Raw genomic sequence first — 23,331 nt, 5'->3', positions numbered from 1 at the left:
TTGGTTGACTTCCCTGTCAAACACAGATTTACTGCCATCATTTTGAACTCCTTATCGAAGTGTCTTCTTTCTTGTTTCATCTTATGTAAATTTAGCTTAACGAGCTTAACTTACTGTCCTGTCAAATGTAGCAGTTCCAGGATCCACTTTTCTACCGCAAGTTTAGTGCAGCGTAACTTGTGGTTTGACTTTGTTTGAAGCTTTTAGCTTGATTGATAGTTTACCACCGAGACAAAGTCTCTTTCATTCATTACTTTCAAGTCATCCTTCGGAAGAGACTTAAAAGAACGGGGCTTACATTGCTTAAAATTCACTTTAAGACTATCTTTGTACTATACCGTATTTATAGAGATATGCTACAAGTAGGAATAAACATCAAGGAGATAAGAGCGAAGAAAGGGCTGTTGCAAAAAGAAGAGGCTGCTACTGCGGGTTTGCACCTTGCCAACTACAACAAAATGGAAAAGGAAGAGGGTGAACCACCTGTCGATGCTTTAGATAAGATCAGTAAACTTTTTGACATGACCGTTGATCAGATCATCAACCATGAGGGCGATCTACCACAAGGTGTTACTATTGAAAATAAATCTGTAATGGAACGAATGAAGCTTATCGAGCAATTGGAAAAAGAGGACAAGCAAGCGATTTTTCGTATCATTGACGGTGTGTTAACCAAATCTATGTTCAAAGATTTCTTCAACAAAAATGTAGCTGCATTATGAAACAAGTCACATTAAACATCCCTGACAGTAAGTATCAGTTCTTTATTGAGCTTGTCAAAAATCTTGGTTTTGATAAAGCTGAAGAGCTGGACATTATTCCTGAAGAGCATAAAGCTATTGTACGTGAACGTTCGCTAAAGTCTAAAGAAAACCCTGATAGGTTACTGGACTGGGATCAGGTACAGGATAATTTCAGATTTGATTAATGGCGTATAAAATCAAAGCCGAGCCAGAGGCTCATGATGACATTCAGGAAGGTATCGACTGGTACAACGAACAAAAACCTGGCCTTGGCCGTAAATTCCACGCCGAAGTAAAAACCTACTTCAAAAAGTTAAAAACAAACCCTTTCTTTCAGGTCAGGTATGATGACGTGCATTGCCTGCCTATCAAAAAGTACCCTTACATGATTCATTTCACGATTGATGAAGAAAACAAAATCGTCACCGTAAAGGCTGTGTTCAATACCAGTAAAGACCCAAAGAAGTGGAAGAAACGTTAATAATTAATTAAATATTCATTTCTTCTTTCACCTTGTCAAAATCATTAATCCTGTAAAAGTGAGTATTCAAAATCCGCAAAATGCTTTATTCTGGAGTTGTGAACAAACCCTTTGAACTGAAATCGATCTATACTATACACTCTTAGTATCTCTACCTGTTGTTTTAAGTGTTCTGAAAGATCACTTGAAACCTATTATGAAAACCAGTGTCTGTGACACGGTATCACTTATTCTATCATTTTGAGTGACAGCAACCCTTTCTTCCCCGAATAGTCTCTGGCACTTGAATATCGGTACTCTTCCGGTTCATCTACCATATCAGCATTTACAGGATTCATGTGTATATAATTCAGTTTTTGATCCATAAATTTATTAGACATCAAGTGCTCAGCATGGTTATCCTGCTTCCAAAACTGGTAGTTCGTATTGTTACGGTTTTTCTTGCCTGCAGATGAAAATATCCACAACATCCAGTTTCTTCTACTTTCACATTTGTTCTTTTCTATGGCTTCAATGATTTTTGAAGACGTGAACTTTTTAAAATCCCGCACAATATCAGAAAGTGTCTGACCACTGGCAGCTCTGGATATGATCAAATGCAGGTGGTTGCTCATTATTACCCATCCGTAAATCTCCAATCCCTTCTCTTTTTGACAAAACCGGAGGCTTTCCAATACGATGCGCTTGTATTCTGATCGGGTAAAAATATCTACCCACTCTACCACCGTGAAGGTAACAAAGTAAATCCCATCAGGATCATTGAATTTATAAGCCGACATAGGATCAAATATAGCAACTATAATGGTTTACTTCCGAGACAAAGTCTCTGCCTTTCATTCATTACTTTCAAGTCATCCTTCGGAAGACTTAAAAGAACGGGATCTACACGCTTCTTTTGCACCGTGTCACAGACACTACATTTCTTTATAAAGTTTCAAGTGTGCTACGCAACACTTAAAACAACGGGGTCTCTGCCTTTCATTCATTACTTTCAAGTCATCCTTCGGAAGACTTAAAAGAACGGGTTACAAATCAATCGATTTCTTTTTATGCATATGTTTTTCTAAAACAGGGTAGGCGATCACACAAAGACCACAAATTAAAAGGTATGTAGCCCTTAATGGTCTTAAGTCAAACTTAAAAAACCAAATTGTCAGTAGCACTAAAAATTGAAAGACAAGAACTAACAACATCCCTTTATAGCCATGCAATCCAGATACATAGTTACCAATTGTTATTATAACAAAGACCCAAATTGAATATATATTCATTTCCATTATCCACATCCAATTGCTTCCTTTTGGTTCTATAATGTTAGAAACTAGCTCCCATCCTAAATAAACCAAGATTAGTAGTAGAACAGATTGAATAATTGTATTCTTCATCTTCTAAAACAATTTTTTATTTATTGGACTGCCAAGTATATTCGGACTAGGTATTTTATTCCTCTCTTGATACATCCCATTTCCAATACTATAATACCTACCATGTGCATAACGAGCAGCCCTAATCACCCAATAAATATCAAAATGATTATTCATCTCCACGTTATCCTTCAAAACGTTGAGTGGACTTCCATTGTCGAACTGGAACCCTAAAGTAATGACATCTTTAAGACTTCCTGTTTCTTTATAAGCCCAGATACCAAAAGGTATTTGACCTATTGCATCAGCCCAATATGGTTTTCCATTTACAGTAACTAAGAAATGTCCATCTGCACCTTCAGCCGCCCGTTTCCAATCTGCATCGCCATATTGAGCAAATGAAGGAGCTCCAAATGTTTGTTCTGAAAAATCCACGATATCTTGCCAGGTAAAATTCTTTTCTAACAAACTAGTAAGTTCTGGACTAACAGATATTAAAGGCATATAGTTATCTGCATTCGGTGAAAACCATTGATTACCCGTTTTATAAAAATCAATAGCAGTCATAGTTGTAATCTCTTCCCTTCCATCGTCCACTGTAAATAATGCCTTTCCTTGTTTATTAGTAACAATAATATCCTCAGGCCCACCTCCATCAGGGTCAGTAAATCGAATCGGATTATTAGACATACCTATATAAGGAGAAAAACCAATTCTTTTGGGATCAACTATTAAAAATTTACCAACAATCGGATCATATTCCCTCAACTCAAAATGATTAAACCCAGTCTCCTCGTCTTCTTCTGCAAATTCTCCTTGATACCCAAATCTGTAATTTTCCTTCTGCCAGTGGCTCAGGATAGAACCAAAGGGATAGTAGTCAGTAGTCTGGGTGATGTCCACGCCGAGCTGTGCTACAGTAAAATCGTCAAAGAACACATTGGTGCCAGCACTTTCGTTGGCCACATAGGTGTAAATATACTTTGCGTTTTCGGGAATATCTATCTCCAGGGAGATATTTTGGGTTTCTGTGGCGGCTGCTTCCGGTACGGGTGCATAGAAGTCATAGCCTCCGGCGGTCGGGTCGATAAGTACATAGTCCTGATCGAAGACCATGCACATCAGGTAGGCCCTTGGCGCATTTGATGAATTGGTGAGCGAGAGTGCCAGCAGGCCGGAGGCATTTTCCAACCCATCGTAGATTTGAGCCGTCTCACTGCCTATGCCATTGGACACGCCAAAGCTGCTTGCCAGAAAGCCCATTAGCCCTGGGAATACTTCGTCGTTATCATCCTCAACGAAAAAGACGTTGACGTCCAGCTCCAGTTTGTCCCCTTCTTTCACTTCGAGGGAATAGTTTACCTCCGAGACAAAGTCTCTACCTTTCATTCATTACTTTCAAGTCATCCTTCGGAAGACTTAAAAGAACGGACTTCTTTTACACCGTGTCACAGACACTACATTTCTTTATAAAGTTTCAAGTGTGCTACGCAACACTTAAAACAACGGTGGATTAATATTACTTAACATTATAAGTAAACTCAAAATACTTGTCAACATGGTCAACAACTGCTGATTTATTATCCAACACTTTAACCGTATCTACATTCATCAAAACCCCTCTCAAAACATTCAAACCTACTTTATTGGTATTAATAGGAATTCGAATATTACTACTCATGAAAAATGAAGTTGTATCGACTTTTGTGGAATCTTTAATAAAAAAGTGTTGGTCATAGACATCATCACTTCCAGTTAAGGAAACGAAATTGTTCCATCTTGATTTTTTGTATGATATTTCAAAAAAAGCCTCTTTACCAAATTCAAATTCATCATTTTTCGAGAACTCAATTATATCGTTTGAATCCGAAACAATATCTCCTTTCTCATCATATAGTATTTCATGCATGATTTCGATATTCTGTTTCCTGATAGTCAAAACCTTTGATTTCTTTCTTAAAGCTCCTGACTTATCATACACTAATATTGTCCCCTTTAAAACCCCATCTTGGTAATTTTCTTTAGCTTTTAGTTTACCATCAGAATAATAAAGCTTCGATTCTCCGTTGAGAATCCCTTGTGAATAATTACTAACCCTTCTTGAGCTATCCAGACCATACAAAATGTGTTCCCCGTGTAGAGTATTGTTTCTATGCTGATAATCAGCTTTAATAAGACCATTTTCATAGTACTCTTTGCAGCGATTCGCATCACAGCGTTTTTTTAATTTGCCATTATCATAATATTCTTCTTTATCTTGGCTCACTGAGCAACTGAAAAGAATACTAAACATAATGAGAGAAAAAGGCATAATCTTCATAATTTATTCTATCTCAAAAGTATCCCTCGCAACAGTACCATCGGAAAAAGTTGTTCGGAATTCATATAATAAACTGTCTGGGCCAAGTATATTTCCACCTCCTGCTATGCCTCCTGGTCTCATCATTGCCCCTTGACCTACTGGATAACGATTGATTCCATTATGTGTAGATATGGCGTTTCTCAATATTTCATTGGCTTTGTTAGGGTCAAGTGTAACTTCAACTACTTTACCTCCTGACTCGAAAAGAAATTTTCCATCTCCCATTAAATCCAGCAATTTCTTGTAATTTGATTTCGTGATTGGTGTACGATTATCAAATTGAAACTTAGGAACCTTACTATTCAATTCTTTAAATACCACCAGCCCTTCCGTCGGGTTTTCTATGATATCAGAGGCAAAACCAGCTCGAACTTCGTCAGGCCAGCCAGCTGAATTGTCTCCATAATACACAAATCCACCACCGCCTTCATTTAACCTAAACAAAAGCTCATCAAAAAAGCCCCATCTGCTGTCTTCAACACCTAACCTTTCCAAATTTTGATAGGCTGCTATGTCTGAGTTACTTGTAAATCCAGCAGCTTTTGCAGCATTAATACAATCAATATCGTCACCGGCACAACCGCCATTTCTATCGATCAGATAAACCGGATTATTTCCCATACCATTATAAGGTGATGCAAATTGTCTGTAAGGGTCGGGGGCCATCCATCTACCTATGTTGCTATCGAAGGCTCGAAGCTCGAAGGCATTAAAACCCGTTTCTTCATCTTCCTCTGCAAACTGGCCTTGATATCCAAACCTGTATACCTCCTTCTGCCAATGGCTTAGCACACTTCCAAAGGGATAGTAGTCTGTGGTCTGGGTAATATCTACGCCAAGCTGCTTTACAGTAAAATCGTCAAAGAACACATTGGTGCCAGCACTTTCGTTGGCCACATAGGTGTAAATATACTTTGCGTTTTCGGGAATGTCTATCTCCAGGGAGATATTTTGGGTTTCTGTAGCCGCAGCTTCCGGTACGGGGGCATAGAAGTCATAGCCTCCGGTGGTCGGGTCGATAAGTACATAGTCCTGGTCGAAGACCATGCACATCAGGTAGGCCCTTGGTGCATTTGATGAATTGGTGAGTGAGAGTGCCAGCAGGCCGGAGGCATTTTCCAATCCATCGTAGATATGGGCTGTTTCACTGCCTATGCCATTGGATACGCCAAAGCTACTCGCCAAAAAGCCCATCAGCCCTGGGAATACTTCGTCGTTATCATCCTCAACGAAAAAGACGTTGACGTCCAGCTCCAGTTTGTCTCCTTCTTTCACTTCGAGGGAATAGTTTACCTCCGAGACAAAGTCTCTACCTTTCATTCATTACTTTCAAGTCATCCTTCGGAAGACTTAAAAGAACGGGGTATTTAGGTGAATCCCTTAATAATTAAAATTACTTTTGAACAAAACTTGCCTTTGTTACTCAGAAAATTAAACTTAGTTTAACTTTTTTTTAATTCAAAATTTATTATTAATATAACATTATTAAAAAATTAAATAATGACTCAATATCGTTTTTAATATATTCTTTTAAAGAATATATTATTTAATCAGACTACATTACATATTTGAAAAGAATACTTCAAAGGTTTTTTGTATGAGTCCTTTTAATACAGTCATATGCTTTTTCGATCTGAAAATCATATACTAATCAGGTTAAAATGATTTTATAAGGTTTTTTTGGTATAACCTCTACACAGCAAAGACAGCTTTAAAAAACGAATGATATCTTTTTTTTTTCAATACCTACAAATACCGATTAGCCGTAATAAGTTATGTTTTTGTTTTGTCATTTTTTCAATTATTTAATAAAGTAACAGCTCAGACAAAGGTATTTTACCCGAAATCACTCACTATTGACCTAAGTAATACTAAGGAGTCTGTACCAAAGGGTTTGGACAAAGAAGCAAAAAAGGAATGGCGCAAATTGAAAACAGAGAAGAAAAGGAACTTGAAATTGCAGGATAGAAAGTTTGAAATGAAATTTGACAGCATACAAGCTGCTTATCGGCAAAAATACCTGGCAGGTAAAGTTCCTCAACAGGCAATAGACTCTTCCTATTTTAGAGAGCTTTGGTCGAATTCCGGTGGTAGCATTTTCTCCTCTTATCAGCAAAAATACCTTGGTAATGATTACTTAAGTATGTTTTTTGACTCCACTTACATAGAAAACAAAAGAGGGTATTTGAAAGACAGCTTACTTCAAATACAAAAGTCTTTTAAACAAGATCAAATACGGCTTCTTGAAAGTAAATATAATATTCCTGATAGTATGATTATTAATACTTTAAGCCCGGACTCCATTGATTGGGGAAAATACAAAAATACGTATCTTTCAAACCTCACGGATTCTATAGCACCACCAACTAGTAATAGCCTTTATATCGATTATCTTTCAGATGTCAAATCTTTAGATGACAGTCTTAACCATTTCGATTATTCATCTGCTGTTGAGATGATTTTGAAAGAACAGCTGCAACACAAGTTGAATGAAAATATTCTAGGCGATTTATCAAGTAATCCTAACGGAAGTGATGACATCATTGCGTCATACGAAGAAATCATAAATGCTGACCAATACAAACAGATGATGGCAGATATTCCGGGAAAAAAAATGGAATTTGAAGAGCGAATAAAAGATTCTGATTTGCTGGAGGAAACCCTTAGTGACCATGAAGATCATTTTCTGGGAAAATCGAAAGCATTAGTTGTGGCCAGAAAAGAACTGGAGGTTATAAAGAAAAAACACACCCTAAGAGATTATCTCAAATATTTGTTTGATCAGGATATGGAATCAATAAATGAGAATACTTTGGTACAAAGATTTACGATAGCCGGCTATATCCAAATAGGAGGTCACAAACCACTGTTGATAGATTATTCTCCATCAATAGCCTATAAATTAACCGGAAAAGCATCTGTCGGATTTGGAGTAAATGGGAGAGCAAAAATAGGAGAAGGATCAAGTAAGGAAGAAGATTTGGTAGGATATCGTTCTTTTCTGGAGTATGCCCTATTGAAAAAAATCTACCTGCATGGAGAATACGAAAGAACAGGAGTGGTAGATAAAGATGCGAATGCCGATCAATCAGCAAGAGTATGGTCTCAACGTTGGCTTCTTGGCCTTGGAAAGGACTTTAAACACCGTTCCGGAATAAATGGAAGTCTTTTGATTCTTTATAATTTTAATAGGTCTAAGACGGATCCTCATAGTCAGACATTTCAAGTGAGGTATGGTATAAAAATATGAAATTTATGCAACTGTGATCTGGAAGGTTGTTTGTCCTGAAGAGTCAACTTTAGAAGATTCCAAAAACTCACTTTATTTAGCAGTTGGGGGTGTGAACAATAAGGGTTTTTAAATTCGTTAGAATGGTAATCAGGCAATCAGTACCGTAATGCCTATGTTTTCGAGTTGTTTTTTGAATTCTTTGGTAATGCCACTGTCCGTAACTAAGATGTCAACCTTGTTTATCGGACAAATAAAGGCCAGGCTTCTTTTTGAAAATTTGCTTGAGTCGGCCAGGAGGATCACTTGTTTGGAAATATTGATCATCTTTTGGTTCAAGTGGGCTTCCTCGATGTTGGGGGTAGAAAGGCCATGTTCTATATCCAGACCATCTACACCCAGAAAGAGCTTGTCGCAATAGTAGTTCTGAAAGGTGTTTTCAGCCGGAGCACCTACCAGCGACAATGATTCCGGTCTGAGAAAACCACCCGGTACGATCACATTGATGCTTTTTTGACTCGACAATTGGCTGGCAATATTCAGCGCATTGGTAATTACATTGAGGTTGGTGATGTTTTCCAGGTTGTGGGCCAGTTCGGCTGTAGTTGATCCCGAATCGATAATGATTGTATCATTATTGCTGACCAGTTGTGCGGCAGCTTTTCCGATTTTACGTTTCTCCTTGATATTGATTTTATTCTTTTCAGAAAGTTGGTGATCCATGCCCACTCTGCTAATCTTGATGGCACCTCCTCGGGCGCGAATCAGTAGGTTTTTAAGTTCAAGTTGCGCCAGATCATTTCTTACTGTTACTTCACTTACTCCAAACTCTTCGCTTAGCTGGCTGACATTGACCTGATTGTCAGTTTCTAACTTTTCTAAAATTACAGTTCTCCTTCTAACTGTCGATTTCATCTTTTGTTTGTCGTAATTCATAGTTCAATAAAATTGATGCATTGGGCACGCTAAGGTATAAATCATTTTTAATTTGAAGGTAATTGACAGCATGGATTATTTACAATAAAATAATCAACCTCTGATCTTCATTACTTTCAAAACATTTCAAATATAAACATTTAGTCTTACAAATACTTTTGCAAACATTCGGCCTGGATGCTATCTTTGAAAAGAAAAGATTATGAAATTAAGTAGAAGCAGGTGAATTATTTGAATAAGGGAGTGGAAAACAGCAGGGCAGGAGATGTATATACATCGGAAGAGATATCCCGTCAGCCATTGGTTTGGCAGCAGACGTACCTAAAGTTGTTGGATGGGGGGAAAGAACTTACCAGCTTTATTAACAATGTACTCTCTATTGATCAGCTACATATTGTCCTTACAGGTGCAGGAAGTTCTGCATACATTGGGGAAGTTTTGCAAGGTATTTTTCAAAAGAATTGTGACATACTATCCAGAGCTGTTTCTACTACCGATATAGTTTCTCATCCGCAATTGTACCTTCAAAAACGCATACCGTTACTTCTGATTTCGTTTGCCCGATCTGGGGATAGTCCGGAAAGTCTGGCGGCTGTGGAGTTGGCCGATGAAATCTGTGATCAGGTTTATCACTTGATTATTACTTGTAGCCGTGAAGGAAAGCTCGCCCAGGCTAAGACAGGAGATGAAAAGAGCCTGATTTTCACCTTGCCGGAATCAGCCAATGATAAGGGGTTGGCAATGACCTCAAGTTTTACTTCCATGCTATTGGCTGGAGTGTTAATGTCTCGCTTGTCAGAGTTGCCATCTTTGAAGCCTCAGGTAGATATTCTTACAGAATACGCTGAAAATGTGCTGGAGAATTATGCTGAGAAACTTAAGAAAATTTCTAAAATGGATTTTGACCGTGTTGTGTTCTTAGGATCCGGCTCACAATTGGGAGCAGCCAGAGAATCTCAATTGAAAGTGCAGGAGCTGACAAGCGGGAAGGTACTATGCAAGCACGATTCTTTTCTGGGTTTTCGGCATGGCCCAAAGGTGGTTTTGACTTCAGATACGTTGATTGTTTATCTATTTTCAAATAAAACAAATCCTAATAAATATGAATTGGATTTGGTGAGACAGATAGAATCAAATGACCAATTTAAGTTCTCGGTAGGTGTGACTGAATGGAAGGGTGAAATATATAATGTTGATTTAGATATAATATTGTCAGTTGCTAATTTGGAAGCATTGAATGAAGACTTTATGCCTGTGGTGATTGTATTGCCAGCACAGGTTATTGGCTATTACAAATCTATAGAGCTAACTTTGAATCCCGATCAGCCTTCCAGCAATGGAGCTATTTCCCGGGTAGTAAAGGGAGTGAAAATATACAAATAACAATTGATGAAAGAGTTCGATATATTAACAATAGGTGATTTAAACGTAGATATTATTCTTAATAAAATAGAATCAGCACCCGTAGTGGGGAAAGAGATTTTATGTGAAGAGATGGAAACTACCATTGGCGGATCAGCTACTAATTTCGCTTACAATGCCAGTAGTTTGGGCTCTAAAGTTGCTTTTCTGGGTATGCTGGGCAATGACACCAATGGACATTATATTGTTGATATGTTTCAAGCGAACGGTATAAATACCGAGCACATTGTCAAATCTGATGTTTACGGTACCGGGGCAACTGTTGCTCTCAGCTATGATGAAGACAGGGCAATGGTTACGTATCAGGGAGCAATGGCTTATTTCTCTTTAGAAAATGTGTTGCACAGTCATTTTACCATAGCCAAACACATGCATGTCGCATCTATTTTTTTACAACCCGGATTGAAGAAAGATGTGGTAGAGTTGTTTGCCAGAGCAAAAAAGGCCGGGATGACTACCTCTTTGGATCCGCAGTTTGATCCGGCTGAAAAGTGGGATCTTGACCTGAAAAGCTTATTGCCTCATGTTGATATCTTTCTACCCAATGAGACGGAATTATGTTTCCTTACAGGAATCGAAGATGTAAAAGAAGCCGTTTTGTCTTTGGAGGACGTGCTTAATTGCATCGTTGTGAAGCAGGGCAGCAAAGGGTCGTTGATGTATTATGGAGGTGAGTTCTACCAAAAAGCTGCTTACCTTAACGACCAACTGGTAGATGCCATAGGTGCCGGTGATAGTTTTGATGCAGGGTTTATCCATAAACTAGTGCAGGGAAGACCTTATCCCGAATGCCAGGATTTTGGGAACTTAACAGGAGCAGTATCTACCACAGGAGCAGGAGGTACAGCTGTTATAAAGAGTGTTGAGGCTGTTGTTGAAATAGGCCGGAAACGCTTTTCTTATGAGGGCAATTAGATGATTTTTCTCTAGCAATTTTAATTAAGATTTAGAAGTGTCATTTGCGCCATTTCTTGCTATTCAATAATTTCCCACATCCGGATTTCTCCTGAGAAATTTCATACCAATTTTATACCCGACTAATTTTCTTTCACTCTCACTTGTTCCTGTAAATCAAATTTTCAGATCATTAATGTTTGATTCATGATCTGCCTGAAGGATTGATTATTTTCTTCCAAAATTCTTTAAAAAGACTAATCAGAAAGGGTTTTAGCTCTTGTTGTATTATTAATTAATAGTAATTAATGATTAATAATTTATTAATTAATAATAGGCATTGGGATGACAGCAAGAAGTCGAGTTTAATTGTACGATAATAAAAGAGGACGTGTTTTGATATTTTGAAAAACGCTCAATATTTCGTTGAAAAAAAACTTAACTAAACCAATTAAAATATGGTAAAACTGTTACTAATTAGAGAAAAACTTTCTGCTATTAGATTATCGAAATGGAAGCTTGGTTTGCTGTCGTTGGTGGCACTTTGTTTCCTGACTTTGATTATTTCCTGTGAAGAGCAAATAACCGAACCGATCGTAGCTGCACAATTGGAAGAAGTTCCGGTTGATGAGCGTTTGGTTGGTAATGAAGCTGTGATCAGGCACGATAATCCTGAAACCGGAGAGCCTTATACCGAAGAAGAGTTGGCAGCCTTGTCTTACGACCCTTCCAAATCCGATCGTTACCTTCCCGGAAAAGATGTGTCTTTGGATGTGGTGATGAAACTAGAGCCCTCCAAAATTGAAGTCTTAATAGGTGACAACAAAGTGCTTAAAGAACTAGCTGTCCCTACAATCAATGATGATAATGAGTATGTGGTTTCATTTTCTTCTAACTTTGATGATTTAAACTTTGGCCCTGGAGATGAGGGTTCATTATCATTTGTTATTACCTATAACAACGCATCGGGTAACGAAGAAGCTTCAGTTCAGACATTGGACTTTGTATTTTACATGGCCAACATCAGACCGAGAGCTTATGGCTTTCTTAAAAAACAAGGTGGTGAGATACTGGAATTGAAAACCTTGGTGAATGGTGCTTTAGTAGAAGAAAACAGTACTTATGGTCACCTTTTTACTTTTGATGGAGAAGATGACTATGTAGAAATCATTGATACTGATGCTTTGAGCTTCCGCTATACTGAAGATTTCTCTGTGTCTTTATGGGTTAAGATAACCGAAGATGTAAGTGATCCATCCATTATTGGTGATAAAGATTGGGGTAGTGGTGGCAACAAAGGCTTTACTATGTTCCTTACTCATGAAAGATGGAAAATTAATTTGGCCGATGGTGAAGGAAATAGATTGGATGTAACAGTAAGTGACGCAATGAGAGCTGAGAAAAAAGTGGATGACGGAAAATGGCATCACCTGGTGGCATCATTGGATAGAGATGGAGATGTAGTGATCTATCAGGATGGAATGGAACTGGGCAGAGCAAATATGTCAGCAGTTGGTGATATGAACAGCGGTTTTCCAATCAATTTGGGACAAGATGGTACAGGAACTTATGGAGATTTTTTTCCAGGTCAATCTGGTGAGCCTATCATATATGACTATGCTGTGACCGCAGCAGAGGTAGCCGCAATGCAGAACAGTGTGCAGTATCGAACCTCAGAGGGAGAGAACTTTTTACTGACTGTTGATGATAAGTCTTCAGGCGTTTACACAGTAGAAGATGTCAATGGTACGGGCAGGCTTGTAAGAACGTATAATGGTGATCCTGAATACCTGACTATAGTAGATGAATTGACAGTTACCAATCAGGAATCCAGTCTTGATTTTAGATATGACAAAGATTTTTCTGTTGCCCTCTGGGTAAATACTACCGCCACAAATAGCGATCCATCAATAATAGGTGATAAAGATTGGGGCAGTGGTGGTAATCCTGGCTTTGTCCTGGCTTTTCGTGGCAATAGTACCTGGAAGCTAAATGTGGCTGACACAAATAGAGAACGAGTTGATATAAATGGTGGAATTGTTAATGATGGTGCCTGGCATTTAATAGCAGCTACTTTTGATAGGGATGGTAATGCTACTGTGTATCAGGATGGTGTCGAAATGGGTTCTTCATCTTTGGCAGGTTTGACCGGGGAAATAAATAGCGGATTCCCGATACGAATAGCTCAGGAGGGTACAGCTTCCTATGGAGACTGGTTCGAGGGGAAAGTTTCTAATACCTATATTTTCGACTATGCACTTTCTGCTGCCGAAATGTTAGCTCTATACAACGAATAAAATTTTTCGAAAGCTGGCACATGTACATGTACCGTGTCGGCTTACTTTTCAAAGTGTTCTTACTAAATAAAAATTTTAAAAAGCACTAATGTTTAAAATTAGAAAAACTAATAAAACCTATGATAATATGACAAAAAATTTACAACCAAAAACCAATGTGGGTTTTAAACTTTCAGGTTGTGTGATTTTGTTGCAAATTCTTTTGGTAGCAAATATTCAGGCCTCTGGTGGATATGACATTGGAAATGACAAGAAGTCGAAGCAATCGACTTCTTCAGAACAAGATTCTCTCTTGGTAGAGAAGGAAATAAAAGCCAACCATAAAAAGATTTATGGCAATGAGTTGAAAGACATACCTGCGGCAGATTTGGAAGATCTACTTCAGGGAAGGCTATCAGGCTTTTTTGTTCAAAACTGGAATGGCTCTCCGGGTATTCAAAGTGTGATGTCAGTAAATACAGTAAATACAGCATCTGTAGGCATTGAAAACCGACCATTGATTTTGTTAAATGGAGTGCCAATTTATGTAGATGCATCTGAAGCGTCGCAAATTAATCCACTTAGCCAGATTAGCCCTGAGTATATAGAGTCTATTGAGGTGTTGAACTCTGCGATTTCTTTGGCAAGATATGGAGCCAGAGGAGCCAATGGAATCATTTCAATTACTACTAAAGATGGAGCAGCTTATGAAAGCACAAAGATCTCTGTCAGTGTTTCCGGTGGAGTCAATTTCGTTCCTCAGTTGAGATCAACCATCAGTGGAAATGCAGAAAGAAGAAGGTTGAGAAGTCTTTATAATAAAGCTATTGTACTGCCTGGCGATCTGGATGGAATTGAAATCCCAATGTACCTGAGTGATAGTACCAATGCATTTTATGGCTATAACACAGATTGGCAAAAGGACAATTATGAGACCCGGTCTGTTCAGAATGTAAATATGAACATTGGTAATAGTGGGGTTTATGGAAACTATCTGCTACACATGGGGTATTACAATGAAGAGTCACCGAAAAGTGGTGTTGGTCTGAAACGATTGAACCTCAATCTTAACACCACCTACAATGTAACCAACAAACTTACCTTGGGAGTGATGTTGCTTGCTGCGAGAGTGGATAGAGGAAACAGTACATCCAACTTGTTTCAGCAATCATTTTTTGCTGAAAATGATAATCCAATTTTTCCGGCTACCATTTTCGAAGATGACGATCAGTTGAGAGATGTTAATGTAAACAATCATTTGTTGTCTGCCATCAACCTCAACTATGCGTTTTCTGATAATTTAACTTTCAATTCTAACATAGGCCTTGATTATGAGACTGGTAGGAGAGACTATTTTGTGCCATCCACAGTAAACAGCGGAAGGGTTTTCATCAGTTCATTTACTACCAGAAGGCAGCAGGTAATGAATGAAAACACGTTGGCTTATTCTAAAAAGATTAACGGGCGTCTACTTAATGTTACAATTGGTCAGAGCATCATAGTTGATGACAGACAATACACTGAAGTGTCTGCTGATAGAGACGCTACCGGAACCAGTAACTTTGTTAAAACCATAACAGGAATATCACTTAGTGCTATAGACGGTGGAAGTTTCTTGTCAAAGAATGCACTGTTGTCATTTTTTGCTGATGCTAACTATGAGGTGCTGGATGGACTTGTGTTAAGTGGAGTGATTAGAGCAGATGGTACCTCCAAGCTTCCGAAAGATGAGCGTTGGGGAATCTATCCTGCGGTTGGTGCCAGTTGGGACATAGCCCAAACTTCTTTATTGGAAGACGTGAGTTGGATTTCTTATGCAAACCTGAAGGCTGATTATGGCAAGTCTGGAATTTTACCCACCGAAGACCATCTTTGGAAAAGTGATATACGCACCATAGGAGATTATGCCGGAGTGAGAGAGAATGGTACTGGTGTTACCAGATATTCAAGAACCAACCACAGTTTTACCAATCCTAAATCTACCAACTACAATTTTGGAGTTGACTTAGGTTTATTGAACAACAAGTGGTTTGTGTCGGCCGACTATTTCACAAATAGTATTAGTAATTACCACTATCAGGTAATGCTACCAAACACTGTGGGATACTCTGAAGAAGTAAAAAATGGTATTGGTATGAAAAATACCGGCTTCAATTTAGGTGTATCTGCAAATGTTGCGGTAGGAGAGGTTTCATGGAACACGAGGCTAAATGCTTCCTTGATCGCCAACAAAGTAACTGAGATGCCTGCTGATGCCAACAATCTGTTTTACGGGTCAATCACTGAAGGAAGACCAATAAACGGATTCTATGCTCATGCTGCCAATGGAGTTTATACCAGTGACTCTGATGTTCCGGTTGACCCTGCTACAGGATTGAAACTAAATTATTCCGGTGTAGAGCTTGGAGAAGGAATGCCAAAGATTTTGGATAAGAATGGTGATTATATTCTGGATCAAAATGACAGGTATTTTGTGGGTAGCCCACAGCCTGATGTGTACGGAGGGTTTGGCAACACACTGGAATTCAAAGGATTTTACCTTGATGGATTGTTTTCTTACTCATTTGGAGGAAAAATCCTTACCGAATCTGTGAGTGAGAGATACACATCCAATGTTGATGAGTTGAATAGAGGAATGTTTGAAGGCAATGGCTCCAGTACAAATTATTACTTATTGAATTCTGATGCTAACGATGTAAGTATTCAAGGCATTGCAGCGATAGAGAGCTCATCATATATCAGGTTGAACAGTTTGACATTCGGATACAATTTCAGTGAATCTACTCTTTCAAAACTTGGTTTTGGAAGTGGTCGGGTTTTCATAACCGGACAAAATCTGTTTGTTGCTGGTTCCAACTATAGTGGGTTAGACCCAGAGGAAAACTGGAATGCAGTTAATGGATTCAATCTTTATACCACGGGAACTCCTCGTTACAAATCAGTTTCAATTGGACTAAGCTTAGGATTATAATTATGAAAAATAGAAAAAGTTTACTGATAAAACTCTCTCTGTTGTTGAGCTTGTGGCTTCCTGTAGTATCGTGTGATACTTTGGAGATCAATGACCTCAATAAAGGGGAAGAAGAAGATTTTTTTACCACAAGAGAGAGTGCATTTATGGCCATCTCAGGAGCCTATGTATTGGCCAGAAGGGCAATCGTTACCGAAACTTCCTGGGCATTGTATAGCGATGTGAGATCTGGTTTGCTGAAACTAAATGGCCCTGAAGCTGAAGAATTGTACAATCAGGAGTTGCATTCCAGCCAGGCATTGTTTCGTACTTTGAAAGATTGGGGAAGGTTTTATAAGGCAATTACCCAATGCAATGTGGTCATTGAGAAGATCGGTGATATACCTGACTTTATCACTCAAGAGGAAAAAAACAATATCATAGCGGAAGCAAAGTTTATTCGTGCATTTCTATACTTCAATATGGCAAGAATTTGGGGAGATGTTCCTTTGGTTACTAAAACAAGCCAGATTGATGCCATGTCCAGAACTTCTGAAGTTAATTTGTTGGATTTCCTGATTACAGATTTAACTGCTATTTCGGCTGTACTTCCTGATGTATATTTAACAGAAAGCGGTGATGAAGATTTTAGCTCTTCAATAACCAGAGCTACTAAGGGAGCGTGTTATGCTTTACTTGCGCATATTCATGCATGGAATGGAAATTATCCATTGTCATTAGAAGCGGTGAACAATCTAATTAACCTTGAAAGGTATGAGTTGCACGATTTGGCCAATGATTTGTCCAGGGTTTTCGAGGGTAATACAATTGAAAACATATTTGTGTTTTCTGCTCTTTCAAACTTCAATTCTGATTTTGAGTATCAGGATTTGAATTCTGATATGTTCAATGATCAGGTGTTTTTCAATGGTAAACTACTGTCAAGAATAGATCCACCAACTTATTCAGAAGTAAATGCTCTTTATAGTTCATCAGATGCCAGAAGAACGAAGTATTTCAGTATTAATGATGGAACTGAAACTGTTTCTTACAGAAAGGGCAATTTCCCACTGGTAAATAGTAGCTTTTTCAGGTATTCGGACATCTTGTTGCTAGGAGCAGAAGCCACTATGGTTACTAATCCTTCAGCTTCAGAGGACTTTCTAAATCAAGTCAGAAACAGAGCTGGACTTCCTGATTATGTAGAACTGGATGACGGAGCACTGGAAGAGGCAATTTTTACCGAAAGAAGACGAGAATTATATGGAGAAGGGCAAGACTTCTTTGATTTGGTGAGATTTGGTAAAGTATCTGAGAAGGTATCTACTATATCTCCTGCTGATGTCAGAGATGGGATAATTTACTGGCCTATTTCAAGTGAAGCATTTGATAACAATGCTTTGATGACTCAAAATCCTTTTTGGAATTAACTAAAATAGTACGAATATGAAAAATATATTTAAAGGAAAATTATTGCTCGTACTTGCAGTTGTGATTACTTCATGTACAGAGGACTATTTTATAGAATCCGGTACTGCTTCAGGAGTGGTTAATATGACAAGCTACGATTATTTGAGTGCACATCCGAACAATTTTTCAGAGCTGGTGAAGGTCATAGATCAGACAGATAGAAAAGCACTTGTCAATCAAGACAATGTCACATTGTTCGCTTTGCAAAATGAATCAATTCTTAACTACCTGGGTAGTATGGATTACGGTTCAGTTGCAGAAGCAAATGTGGATGATTTAGACTCTTTACTTCAGAAGTACATCATAGTGGATGCTAAAATGCTACGAAATAGCATTACCTCGGGACTTGGTGACGATGTAGTCACTGCCAATGCTATCAACATGAATGTGAAAATAGTATCTGGAGAATACAAAGGTGTTCAGAATGTAGGAGCTAAAAACATTATATACACTGATGCTGACTTATATGCCAGTTTGAAAGCAGATAAAAAGAGTACTACATCGGCAGAAGTGTTGGTTACCTCCGGTGATATTCAGACTACAAACGGTGTGGTTCATGTCTTAGATCATGAACATAAGTTTGGGTTTTAAATAAATTTTATATGAAAAAAAATATATTTAATATGAAGAAAATATTACTATTCATTTTACTTTCCGCCAGTATATCAAACCTGATATATGCACAGGGAAAAATTGTGAAAGGAAGGGTAACCGGAGAAGAAGGTGAAGGCCTTCCGGGAGTTTCAGTGATCATATCACCTAATGGTGGAGGTGCTGCTACTGACATAGAGGGCTATTACCAGTTGTCCTTGCCTGCTGGAGCCACTGCATTGGAGTTTAGATACATTGGATATGCCAGCCAGGTGATTACTATTGGTGCTCAATCTGTAATAGATGTAGCGATGGCTTCTGATGCAGAGCAACTCGACGAAGTTGTAATCGAAGTGGCTTATGGAGAACAAAAAGCGAAAGACAATGTAGGCTCCATTTCCAATATCAAAATGTCTGACCTGGCGGGTTCTCAGGTTGCTGAGAATATGGAAGGGATGTTGCAGGGTAGGGTTGCAGGTGTAAACGTTCAGGTAAACACAGGTGAACCTGGTGCTGCTCCGGTGGTGATCATCAGAGGGCTTTCGGCGGTGACTCGTGGAGGAAGCGAAGTAGCCAGTGAGCCGCTTTACGTGGTAGATGGTATTCCTATTTTATCACAAGCAACGAGTGAATTTAATGTTACAGGAACCAACGTACTTGCAGACATTGATCCCAATGATATAGAGAATATCACAGTACTTAAAGATGCTTCTGCAGCCGCCATTTATGGATCGAGGGCAGCCAATGGTGTTATTTTGGTCACTACAAAAAAAGGAAAACGTGGAAAACCACAAATTACCCTGTCATCTTTGGTAGGTATTAGTTTGGTGCCACAGTTGATCAATACTGCAGGAGGTGCCTTAGAAAGGAGACAAAAAGTGGCTTTGTACGACAGGTACAATCCTAACTTACCGTTACCTGCTATTTTGTCTGATAGCTTAAATCCTTATTACAATAATTCTACAGACTGGCAAAGGGAAGTTTATTCCATGGGTAAAACTGAAAATTACAATGCATCGATCAGAGGAGCAGGTGATTTTGGTAACTACAGTTTGAGTATGGGACATTTTATCAACAAAGGGATTGCCATCAATAGCCAGTTTCAAAGATCAAATATGTTGCTCAACAGTACATTTTTTGGTCTTGACAGAAAGTTGTCAATCAACTCTGTGGTTGGGATATCCCGAACCAACAATTCCAGACGACTTTCTCTTGCAGAGCCTGGATTTACCTCTTCCTTACTTCCTGCTCCTGACTCTCCGATCTTAGACGGTTTTAGTGATCAGGTGAAGTATGATGATAGAAATATCAACAACAGAATTCGAACCAACCTGAATATTTCTTATGAGTTTCTCAAAAATTTTACTTTCAAAACATCAGGAGGTTTGGATTATTCCAGATCAATGAGGGATGAGAAATATCCTGAAAGAATTGTGATAGCGGATGGAGGAGATGGTATTGACAGAACCTCAGAGTCGTCTTTGGGTGAAACACAAAATCTAATCTGGGACAATACGGTTACGTATAAAAATACCATCAACGACCACCATTATATTGATTTCTTGGTTGGGCAGGGAGTGCAATACACTAAATCTGAATCTACGGTAGCATCTGCCAATACCAGTCAGGAAAGTATAGCTGAAAATGTAAATGCTCCGGTAGCAGTGGCAGACGGAGGATCTAATTATTCTGCTAATGCCATATTATCTTATTTCTCCAGAATAAACTATATTTTCAACGACAGGTATTTGATCTCTGGTTCATTGAGAACAGATGGTTCTTCCAAGTTTGGTGAAAATAACAAATGGGGAGTATTTCCTTCAGGAGCTATAGGATGGACTTTTTCAAACGAGTCTTTTATGGATATTCCATTTCTGACTTTTGGAAAGTTACGTGCCAGTGTAGGACTCTCTGGTGGACAGTTTAGTGAGGATTACTTAGCCCTTGGTATTTTGGAGCCAACTGCTGGTTATGGAGGAAACGGTGGATTTAACCCGGTATGGACAGATGGTTACAAAAACTCAGAACTTACTTGGGAACAAACCACTATGTTTGATTATGGGTTGGATTTAGAACTGTTTGATGGTAAAATAAGTTTGGTATTTGATTACTATCATAAACTTACCAAAGGACTTCTATTGACTACAGATTTGCCAAATACATCCGGATATGTTCAGATCTTTAAAAATGCAGCCGATGTATTGAATCAAGGAGTTGAAGTAACATTAAATACTGTAAACATTCAAAATGAAGAATTTTCATGGTCAACCAATTTCAACTTTGCTTATAATAAAAACAGAGTAACCGCCATTGCCGGAGGTAATGAAGACATTATCAGAGATCAAGGTAGAGGTTCTATCATCAGGGTAGGACGCCCTTTAAATGGAATGTTTCAGTTTATTTCTGATGGTACTTATCAAAGTGAAGAAGAAGTGCCTGTCAATCCTGAAAATGGTGCCAAACTCAAAGGATGGGATGGAAAGGATTTAGTAGCTGGAGACAGAAGAATCATTGACCAAAACAAAGATTTTGTAATCAACGAAAAAGACAGGGTATATAGTGGCGACCCTAACCCAGACTGGGTAGGAGGATTTAGCAATAATTTCACATACCAAGGATTTTACCTCAATACACTGTGCTCATTTGTAGTAGGTAGAGATATCGTAAACACTGCCCAGCTTGATAGATTTCAGTTTGGTTCTGGTTTCGCTGGTGGAAATATTTCTGATCTGTCACAGTACAGTATTTGGAATCAGCCAGGTGATCAGACCAAATACCCAAGCGTAAATCCATGGAATCAGGTAGCACAAGTATTTGACAATGATGCCGCCTTTATTGAAGATGGATCTTACTTCAGAATTCAAACGATCACTTTCGGCTACAATTTCCCAAGAACCATTTTGGACAAGTTGAGCTTACGAAGCTTGAAGACCTACGCCACTTTAAATAATGTAGCCATTTTCCAGGACTATAGTGGTCCGGATGCAGAGGCAGTTTCACTTTCAGGTTATGACAATTCCGGTGGTTATCCTAAACCTCGCTACGCATTGTTTGGAATAATTGTAGGCTTATAAAATATAATTTTATGAAAAGTTTAAATATCAAAATATCAATTTTATTTCTGTTGTCATTAGCTGTCGCACCTTCATGCGATGACATTCTGGATCAGAGACCAATAAACGCTGTTACACAGAAGCAATTTTGGAGAAACAACAACGATGCTCAACTGGCAGTCACCAGTATTTATTCTATACTAAGAAGTTCCCTTGAGGGTCTAACTAAAACTGATGTACCTACATCAGCAAGAGGAAGTTCCTGGGGAGATTATATGATTTATGGAGACTCAAGGTCAGGAGATTGGGTAAATCCGGCTGACAATGATTCAGATTGGAAAAATATCATTGCCAACAACCTCAGAGCATTCCCTACACTTAGAGATTTGCATAACTGGAGGCTGTTTTACAGGGTGATAGAAGAGTGTAATCTCGTACTGGAAAATGTACCTGGTATTGTAAATAACATTACTGATGAGCAGAAAAAGCTGGCAATTGCCCATGCTCATTTTGTAAGAGGGTTCGTGTATTTTTATATGGTAAGGATCTGGGGAGATGTTCCATTGAATTTGAAGTCTGAGAACATTGAACCACTTGGCAGAACCGATATGAATATCATATTGGAACAGGCAGCTGACGATTTGAGGCTATCATTGGAAGATCTTCCTGAAGAGTATTTGGTGGATGGTGTTCCTGATCGATGCAAATCGAAAACTACGGCCACTAGTGGAGCTGCCAATGCTGTTTTGGCTCATGTATATATGTGGCAGGGAGAATATGCAAAAGCAGTTGACGCCATTGATGCTATTGAAAAAAGCAATGTTTACAGGTTGATGGAAACCGAAGAATTCCGTGAATTGTTTGATGAAGGCTGTAGCGATGAAGGCATATTCGAAATATTTTACTCATTTGAAAGCGGAGAGAGCCTGGGTTACTATGGCTCAGCTGTGAATTGGTATTTTATCCAACCATTTACTACAAGAGAGAATGGTTCTTTTGGAATTCCTAAGAGTAAGATTTTGGAAATGTACACTGACCTGAGTGACAAGAGAATTCCACAATTTTTTATGAGTATTGGCCCTCAGCCAAATTATGAAATCAATGCCAATCCTTTGGCTAATGATGAAAACAGGGTAATGTTTGCTAAGTATCAAAAAGCACCAAATTTCACTGCGCAGTACGATCATAACATCATGCTGTTTCGATACGGAGGAATTCTATTGCTCAGGGCTGAGGCAGCTGCCCGTCTTGGTGATACTGCAGATGCGTTGTTGCACATGAATATGGTAAGGGAAAGAGCGGGACTTGACGATTATGAGAACACTGATCAAGACCAACTAATTGGCGAGATACTTCAGGAACGAAGACGCGAATTGACAGGTGAATCTCATCGCTATTATGATCTGATGAGAAATGGCATCATACATGAGTTTACCGGATTCATTTCAGAAAATGACGAAAAAAATGGAGCGGCATTTTGGCCGGTGGCAGACGAAGCTTTCCTTAGCAACCCATCTATGACTCAAAATTCATTTTGGGAGTAAAATTCTAATAATTTAA

17 protein-coding genes are annotated in these 23,331 nt (G+C 38.6%); 12 read left to right on the top strand and 5 right to left on the bottom strand.

The window, feature by feature from the left end; genetic code table 11:
• The first annotated feature begins 353 nt into the window (after positions 1-353).
• Genes AAOP42_RS13325 through AAOP42_RS13315 form a run of 3 tightly spaced genes read left to right on the top strand, consistent with a single transcriptional unit; the run spans position 354 to position 1,224 of the window.
• On the top strand, positions 354-722 hold the full coding sequence (locus tag AAOP42_RS13325) for a helix-turn-helix domain-containing protein (protein ID WP_349529025.1): 369 nt from the start codon (positions 354-356) through the stop codon (positions 720-722).
• Positions 719-928 carry a hypothetical protein gene (locus AAOP42_RS13320; RefSeq protein ID WP_349529024.1) on the top strand — a complete coding sequence of 70 codons (210 nt, stop codon included), beginning with the start codon at positions 719-721 and terminating at the stop codon, positions 926-928. The genes AAOP42_RS13325 and AAOP42_RS13320 overlap by 4 nt, the downstream gene beginning before the upstream one ends.
• On the top strand, positions 928-1,224 hold the full coding sequence (locus tag AAOP42_RS13315; protein ID WP_349529023.1) for a type II toxin-antitoxin system RelE/ParE family toxin: 297 nt from the start codon (positions 928-930) through the stop codon (positions 1,222-1,224). The genes AAOP42_RS13320 and AAOP42_RS13315 overlap by 1 nt, the downstream gene beginning before the upstream one ends.
• 227 nt (positions 1,225-1,451) lie before the next feature.
• Here the strand turns inward: AAOP42_RS13315 and AAOP42_RS13310 are convergent, their stop codons facing one another.
• From AAOP42_RS13310 to AAOP42_RS13295, 4 genes are all read right to left on the bottom strand, one after another.
• Positions 1,452-2,003 (bottom strand): REP-associated tyrosine transposase, encoded by a 552-nt coding sequence (locus AAOP42_RS13310; RefSeq protein WP_349529022.1) that lies wholly within the window; start codon positions 2,001-2,003, stop codon positions 1,452-1,454.
• A 609-nt stretch (positions 2,004-2,612) separates the two neighbouring features.
• The gene (locus tag AAOP42_RS13305) at positions 2,613-3,977 is read right to left on the bottom strand and encodes an RHS repeat-associated core domain-containing protein (RefSeq protein ID WP_349529021.1); all 1,365 of its coding nucleotides are present in this window, start codon (positions 3,975-3,977) and stop codon (positions 2,613-2,615) included.
• Between the two features lie 130 nt (positions 3,978-4,107).
• Positions 4,108-4,854 carry a toxin-antitoxin system YwqK family antitoxin gene (locus AAOP42_RS13300; RefSeq protein ID WP_349529020.1) on the bottom strand — a complete coding sequence of 249 codons (747 nt, stop codon included), beginning with the start codon at positions 4,852-4,854 and terminating at the stop codon, positions 4,108-4,110.
• A gap of 57 nt (positions 4,855-4,911) precedes the next feature.
• Positions 4,912-6,270, bottom strand: coding sequence for an RHS repeat-associated core domain-containing protein (locus AAOP42_RS13295; RefSeq protein ID WP_349529019.1), 1,359 nt, complete (start codon positions 6,268-6,270; stop codon positions 4,912-4,914).
• 466 nt (positions 6,271-6,736) lie between these two features.
• Between AAOP42_RS13295 and AAOP42_RS13290 the strand changes: the two genes are divergently transcribed.
• Positions 6,737-8,200, top strand: a complete 1,464-nt coding sequence (locus AAOP42_RS13290) for a hypothetical protein (RefSeq protein WP_349529018.1) — start codon at positions 6,737-6,739, stop codon at positions 8,198-8,200.
• 129 nt (positions 8,201-8,329) lie between these two features.
• Here the strand turns inward: AAOP42_RS13290 and agaR are convergent, their stop codons facing one another.
• A complete protein-coding gene (gene agaR, locus AAOP42_RS13285; RefSeq protein WP_349529017.1) occupies positions 8,330-9,115 on the bottom strand; it encodes a transcriptional repressor AgaR in 786 nt (261 codons plus the stop codon).
• A 222-nt stretch (positions 9,116-9,337) separates the two neighbouring features.
• Between agaR and AAOP42_RS13280 the strand changes: the two genes are divergently transcribed.
• The 8 genes from AAOP42_RS13280 (at position 9,338) to AAOP42_RS13245 (ending at position 23,315) form a co-directional block, all read left to right on the top strand.
• Positions 9,338-10,498, top strand: a complete 1,161-nt coding sequence (locus AAOP42_RS13280; RefSeq protein ID WP_349529015.1) for an SIS domain-containing protein — start codon at positions 9,338-9,340, stop codon at positions 10,496-10,498.
• 6 nt (positions 10,499-10,504) lie between these two features.
• Complete coding sequence (locus AAOP42_RS13275; RefSeq protein ID WP_349529014.1) at positions 10,505-11,452, top strand: carbohydrate kinase family protein; 948 nt, start codon at positions 10,505-10,507, stop codon at positions 11,450-11,452.
• A gap of 437 nt (positions 11,453-11,889) precedes the next feature.
• Positions 11,890-13,728 carry a LamG domain-containing protein gene (locus AAOP42_RS13270; RefSeq protein ID WP_349529013.1) on the top strand — a complete coding sequence of 613 codons (1,839 nt, stop codon included), beginning with the start codon at positions 11,890-11,892 and terminating at the stop codon, positions 13,726-13,728.
• Between the two features lie 127 nt (positions 13,729-13,855).
• Positions 13,856-16,678, top strand: a complete 2,823-nt coding sequence (locus AAOP42_RS13265) for a SusC/RagA family TonB-linked outer membrane protein (RefSeq protein WP_349529012.1) — start codon at positions 13,856-13,858, stop codon at positions 16,676-16,678.
• A gap of 2 nt (positions 16,679-16,680) precedes the next feature.
• The gene (locus tag AAOP42_RS13260; protein ID WP_349529011.1) at positions 16,681-18,087 is read left to right on the top strand and encodes a RagB/SusD family nutrient uptake outer membrane protein; all 1,407 of its coding nucleotides are present in this window, start codon (positions 16,681-16,683) and stop codon (positions 18,085-18,087) included.
• A 16-nt stretch (positions 18,088-18,103) separates the two neighbouring features.
• Positions 18,104-18,718, top strand: coding sequence for a fasciclin domain-containing protein (locus tag AAOP42_RS13255; RefSeq protein WP_349529010.1), 615 nt, complete (start codon positions 18,104-18,106; stop codon positions 18,716-18,718).
• A gap of 32 nt (positions 18,719-18,750) precedes the next feature.
• Complete coding sequence (locus AAOP42_RS13250; protein ID WP_349529009.1) at positions 18,751-21,792, top strand: SusC/RagA family TonB-linked outer membrane protein; 3,042 nt, start codon at positions 18,751-18,753, stop codon at positions 21,790-21,792.
• A gap of 11 nt (positions 21,793-21,803) precedes the next feature.
• Positions 21,804-23,315, top strand: a complete 1,512-nt coding sequence (locus AAOP42_RS13245; protein WP_349529008.1) for a RagB/SusD family nutrient uptake outer membrane protein — start codon at positions 21,804-21,806, stop codon at positions 23,313-23,315.
• The last annotated feature ends 16 nt before the right edge of the window (positions 23,316-23,331 follow it).

This window comes from Reichenbachiella sp. MALMAid0571 (genome assembly GCF_040151475.1).
Lineage (GTDB): Bacteria > Bacteroidota > Bacteroidia > Cytophagales > Cyclobacteriaceae > CAXBNB01.
This window is presented reverse-complemented; position numbering and strand designations above follow the sequence as displayed.

Bases quoted from the DNA above. Each gene is read 5' to 3' on its own strand.
- AAOP42_RS13325 (WP_349529025.1), top strand. From the start codon at position 354: ATGCTACAAGTAGGAATAAACATCAAGGAGATAAGAGCGAAGAAAGGG.
- AAOP42_RS13320 (WP_349529024.1), top strand. From the start codon at position 719: ATGAAACAAGTCACATTAAACATCCCTGACAGTAAGTATCAGTTCTTT.
- AAOP42_RS13315 (WP_349529023.1), top strand. From the start codon at position 928: ATGGCGTATAAAATCAAAGCCGAGCCAGAGGCTCATGATGACATTCAG.
- AAOP42_RS13310 (WP_349529022.1), bottom strand. From the start codon at position 2,003: ATGTCGGCTTATAAATTCAATGATCCTGATGGGATTTACTTTGTTACC.
- AAOP42_RS13305 (WP_349529021.1), bottom strand. From the start codon at position 3,977: ATGAAAGGTAGAGACTTTGTCTCGGAGGTAAACTATTCCCTCGAAGTG.
- AAOP42_RS13295 (WP_349529019.1), bottom strand. From the start codon at position 6,270: ATGAAAGGTAGAGACTTTGTCTCGGAGGTAAACTATTCCCTCGAAGTG.
- agaR (WP_349529017.1), bottom strand. From the start codon at position 9,115: ATGAATTACGACAAACAAAAGATGAAATCGACAGTTAGAAGGAGAACT.
- AAOP42_RS13275 (WP_349529014.1), top strand. From the start codon at position 10,505: ATGAAAGAGTTCGATATATTAACAATAGGTGATTTAAACGTAGATATT.
- AAOP42_RS13270 (WP_349529013.1), top strand. From the start codon at position 11,890: ATGGTAAAACTGTTACTAATTAGAGAAAAACTTTCTGCTATTAGATTA.
- AAOP42_RS13265 (WP_349529012.1), top strand. From the start codon at position 13,856: ATGACAAAAAATTTACAACCAAAAACCAATGTGGGTTTTAAACTTTCA.
- AAOP42_RS13260 (WP_349529011.1), top strand. From the start codon at position 16,681: ATGAAAAATAGAAAAAGTTTACTGATAAAACTCTCTCTGTTGTTGAGC.
- AAOP42_RS13255 (WP_349529010.1), top strand. From the start codon at position 18,104: ATGAAAAATATATTTAAAGGAAAATTATTGCTCGTACTTGCAGTTGTG.
- AAOP42_RS13250 (WP_349529009.1), top strand. From the start codon at position 18,751: ATGAAGAAAATATTACTATTCATTTTACTTTCCGCCAGTATATCAAAC.
- AAOP42_RS13245 (WP_349529008.1), top strand. From the start codon at position 21,804: ATGAAAAGTTTAAATATCAAAATATCAATTTTATTTCTGTTGTCATTA.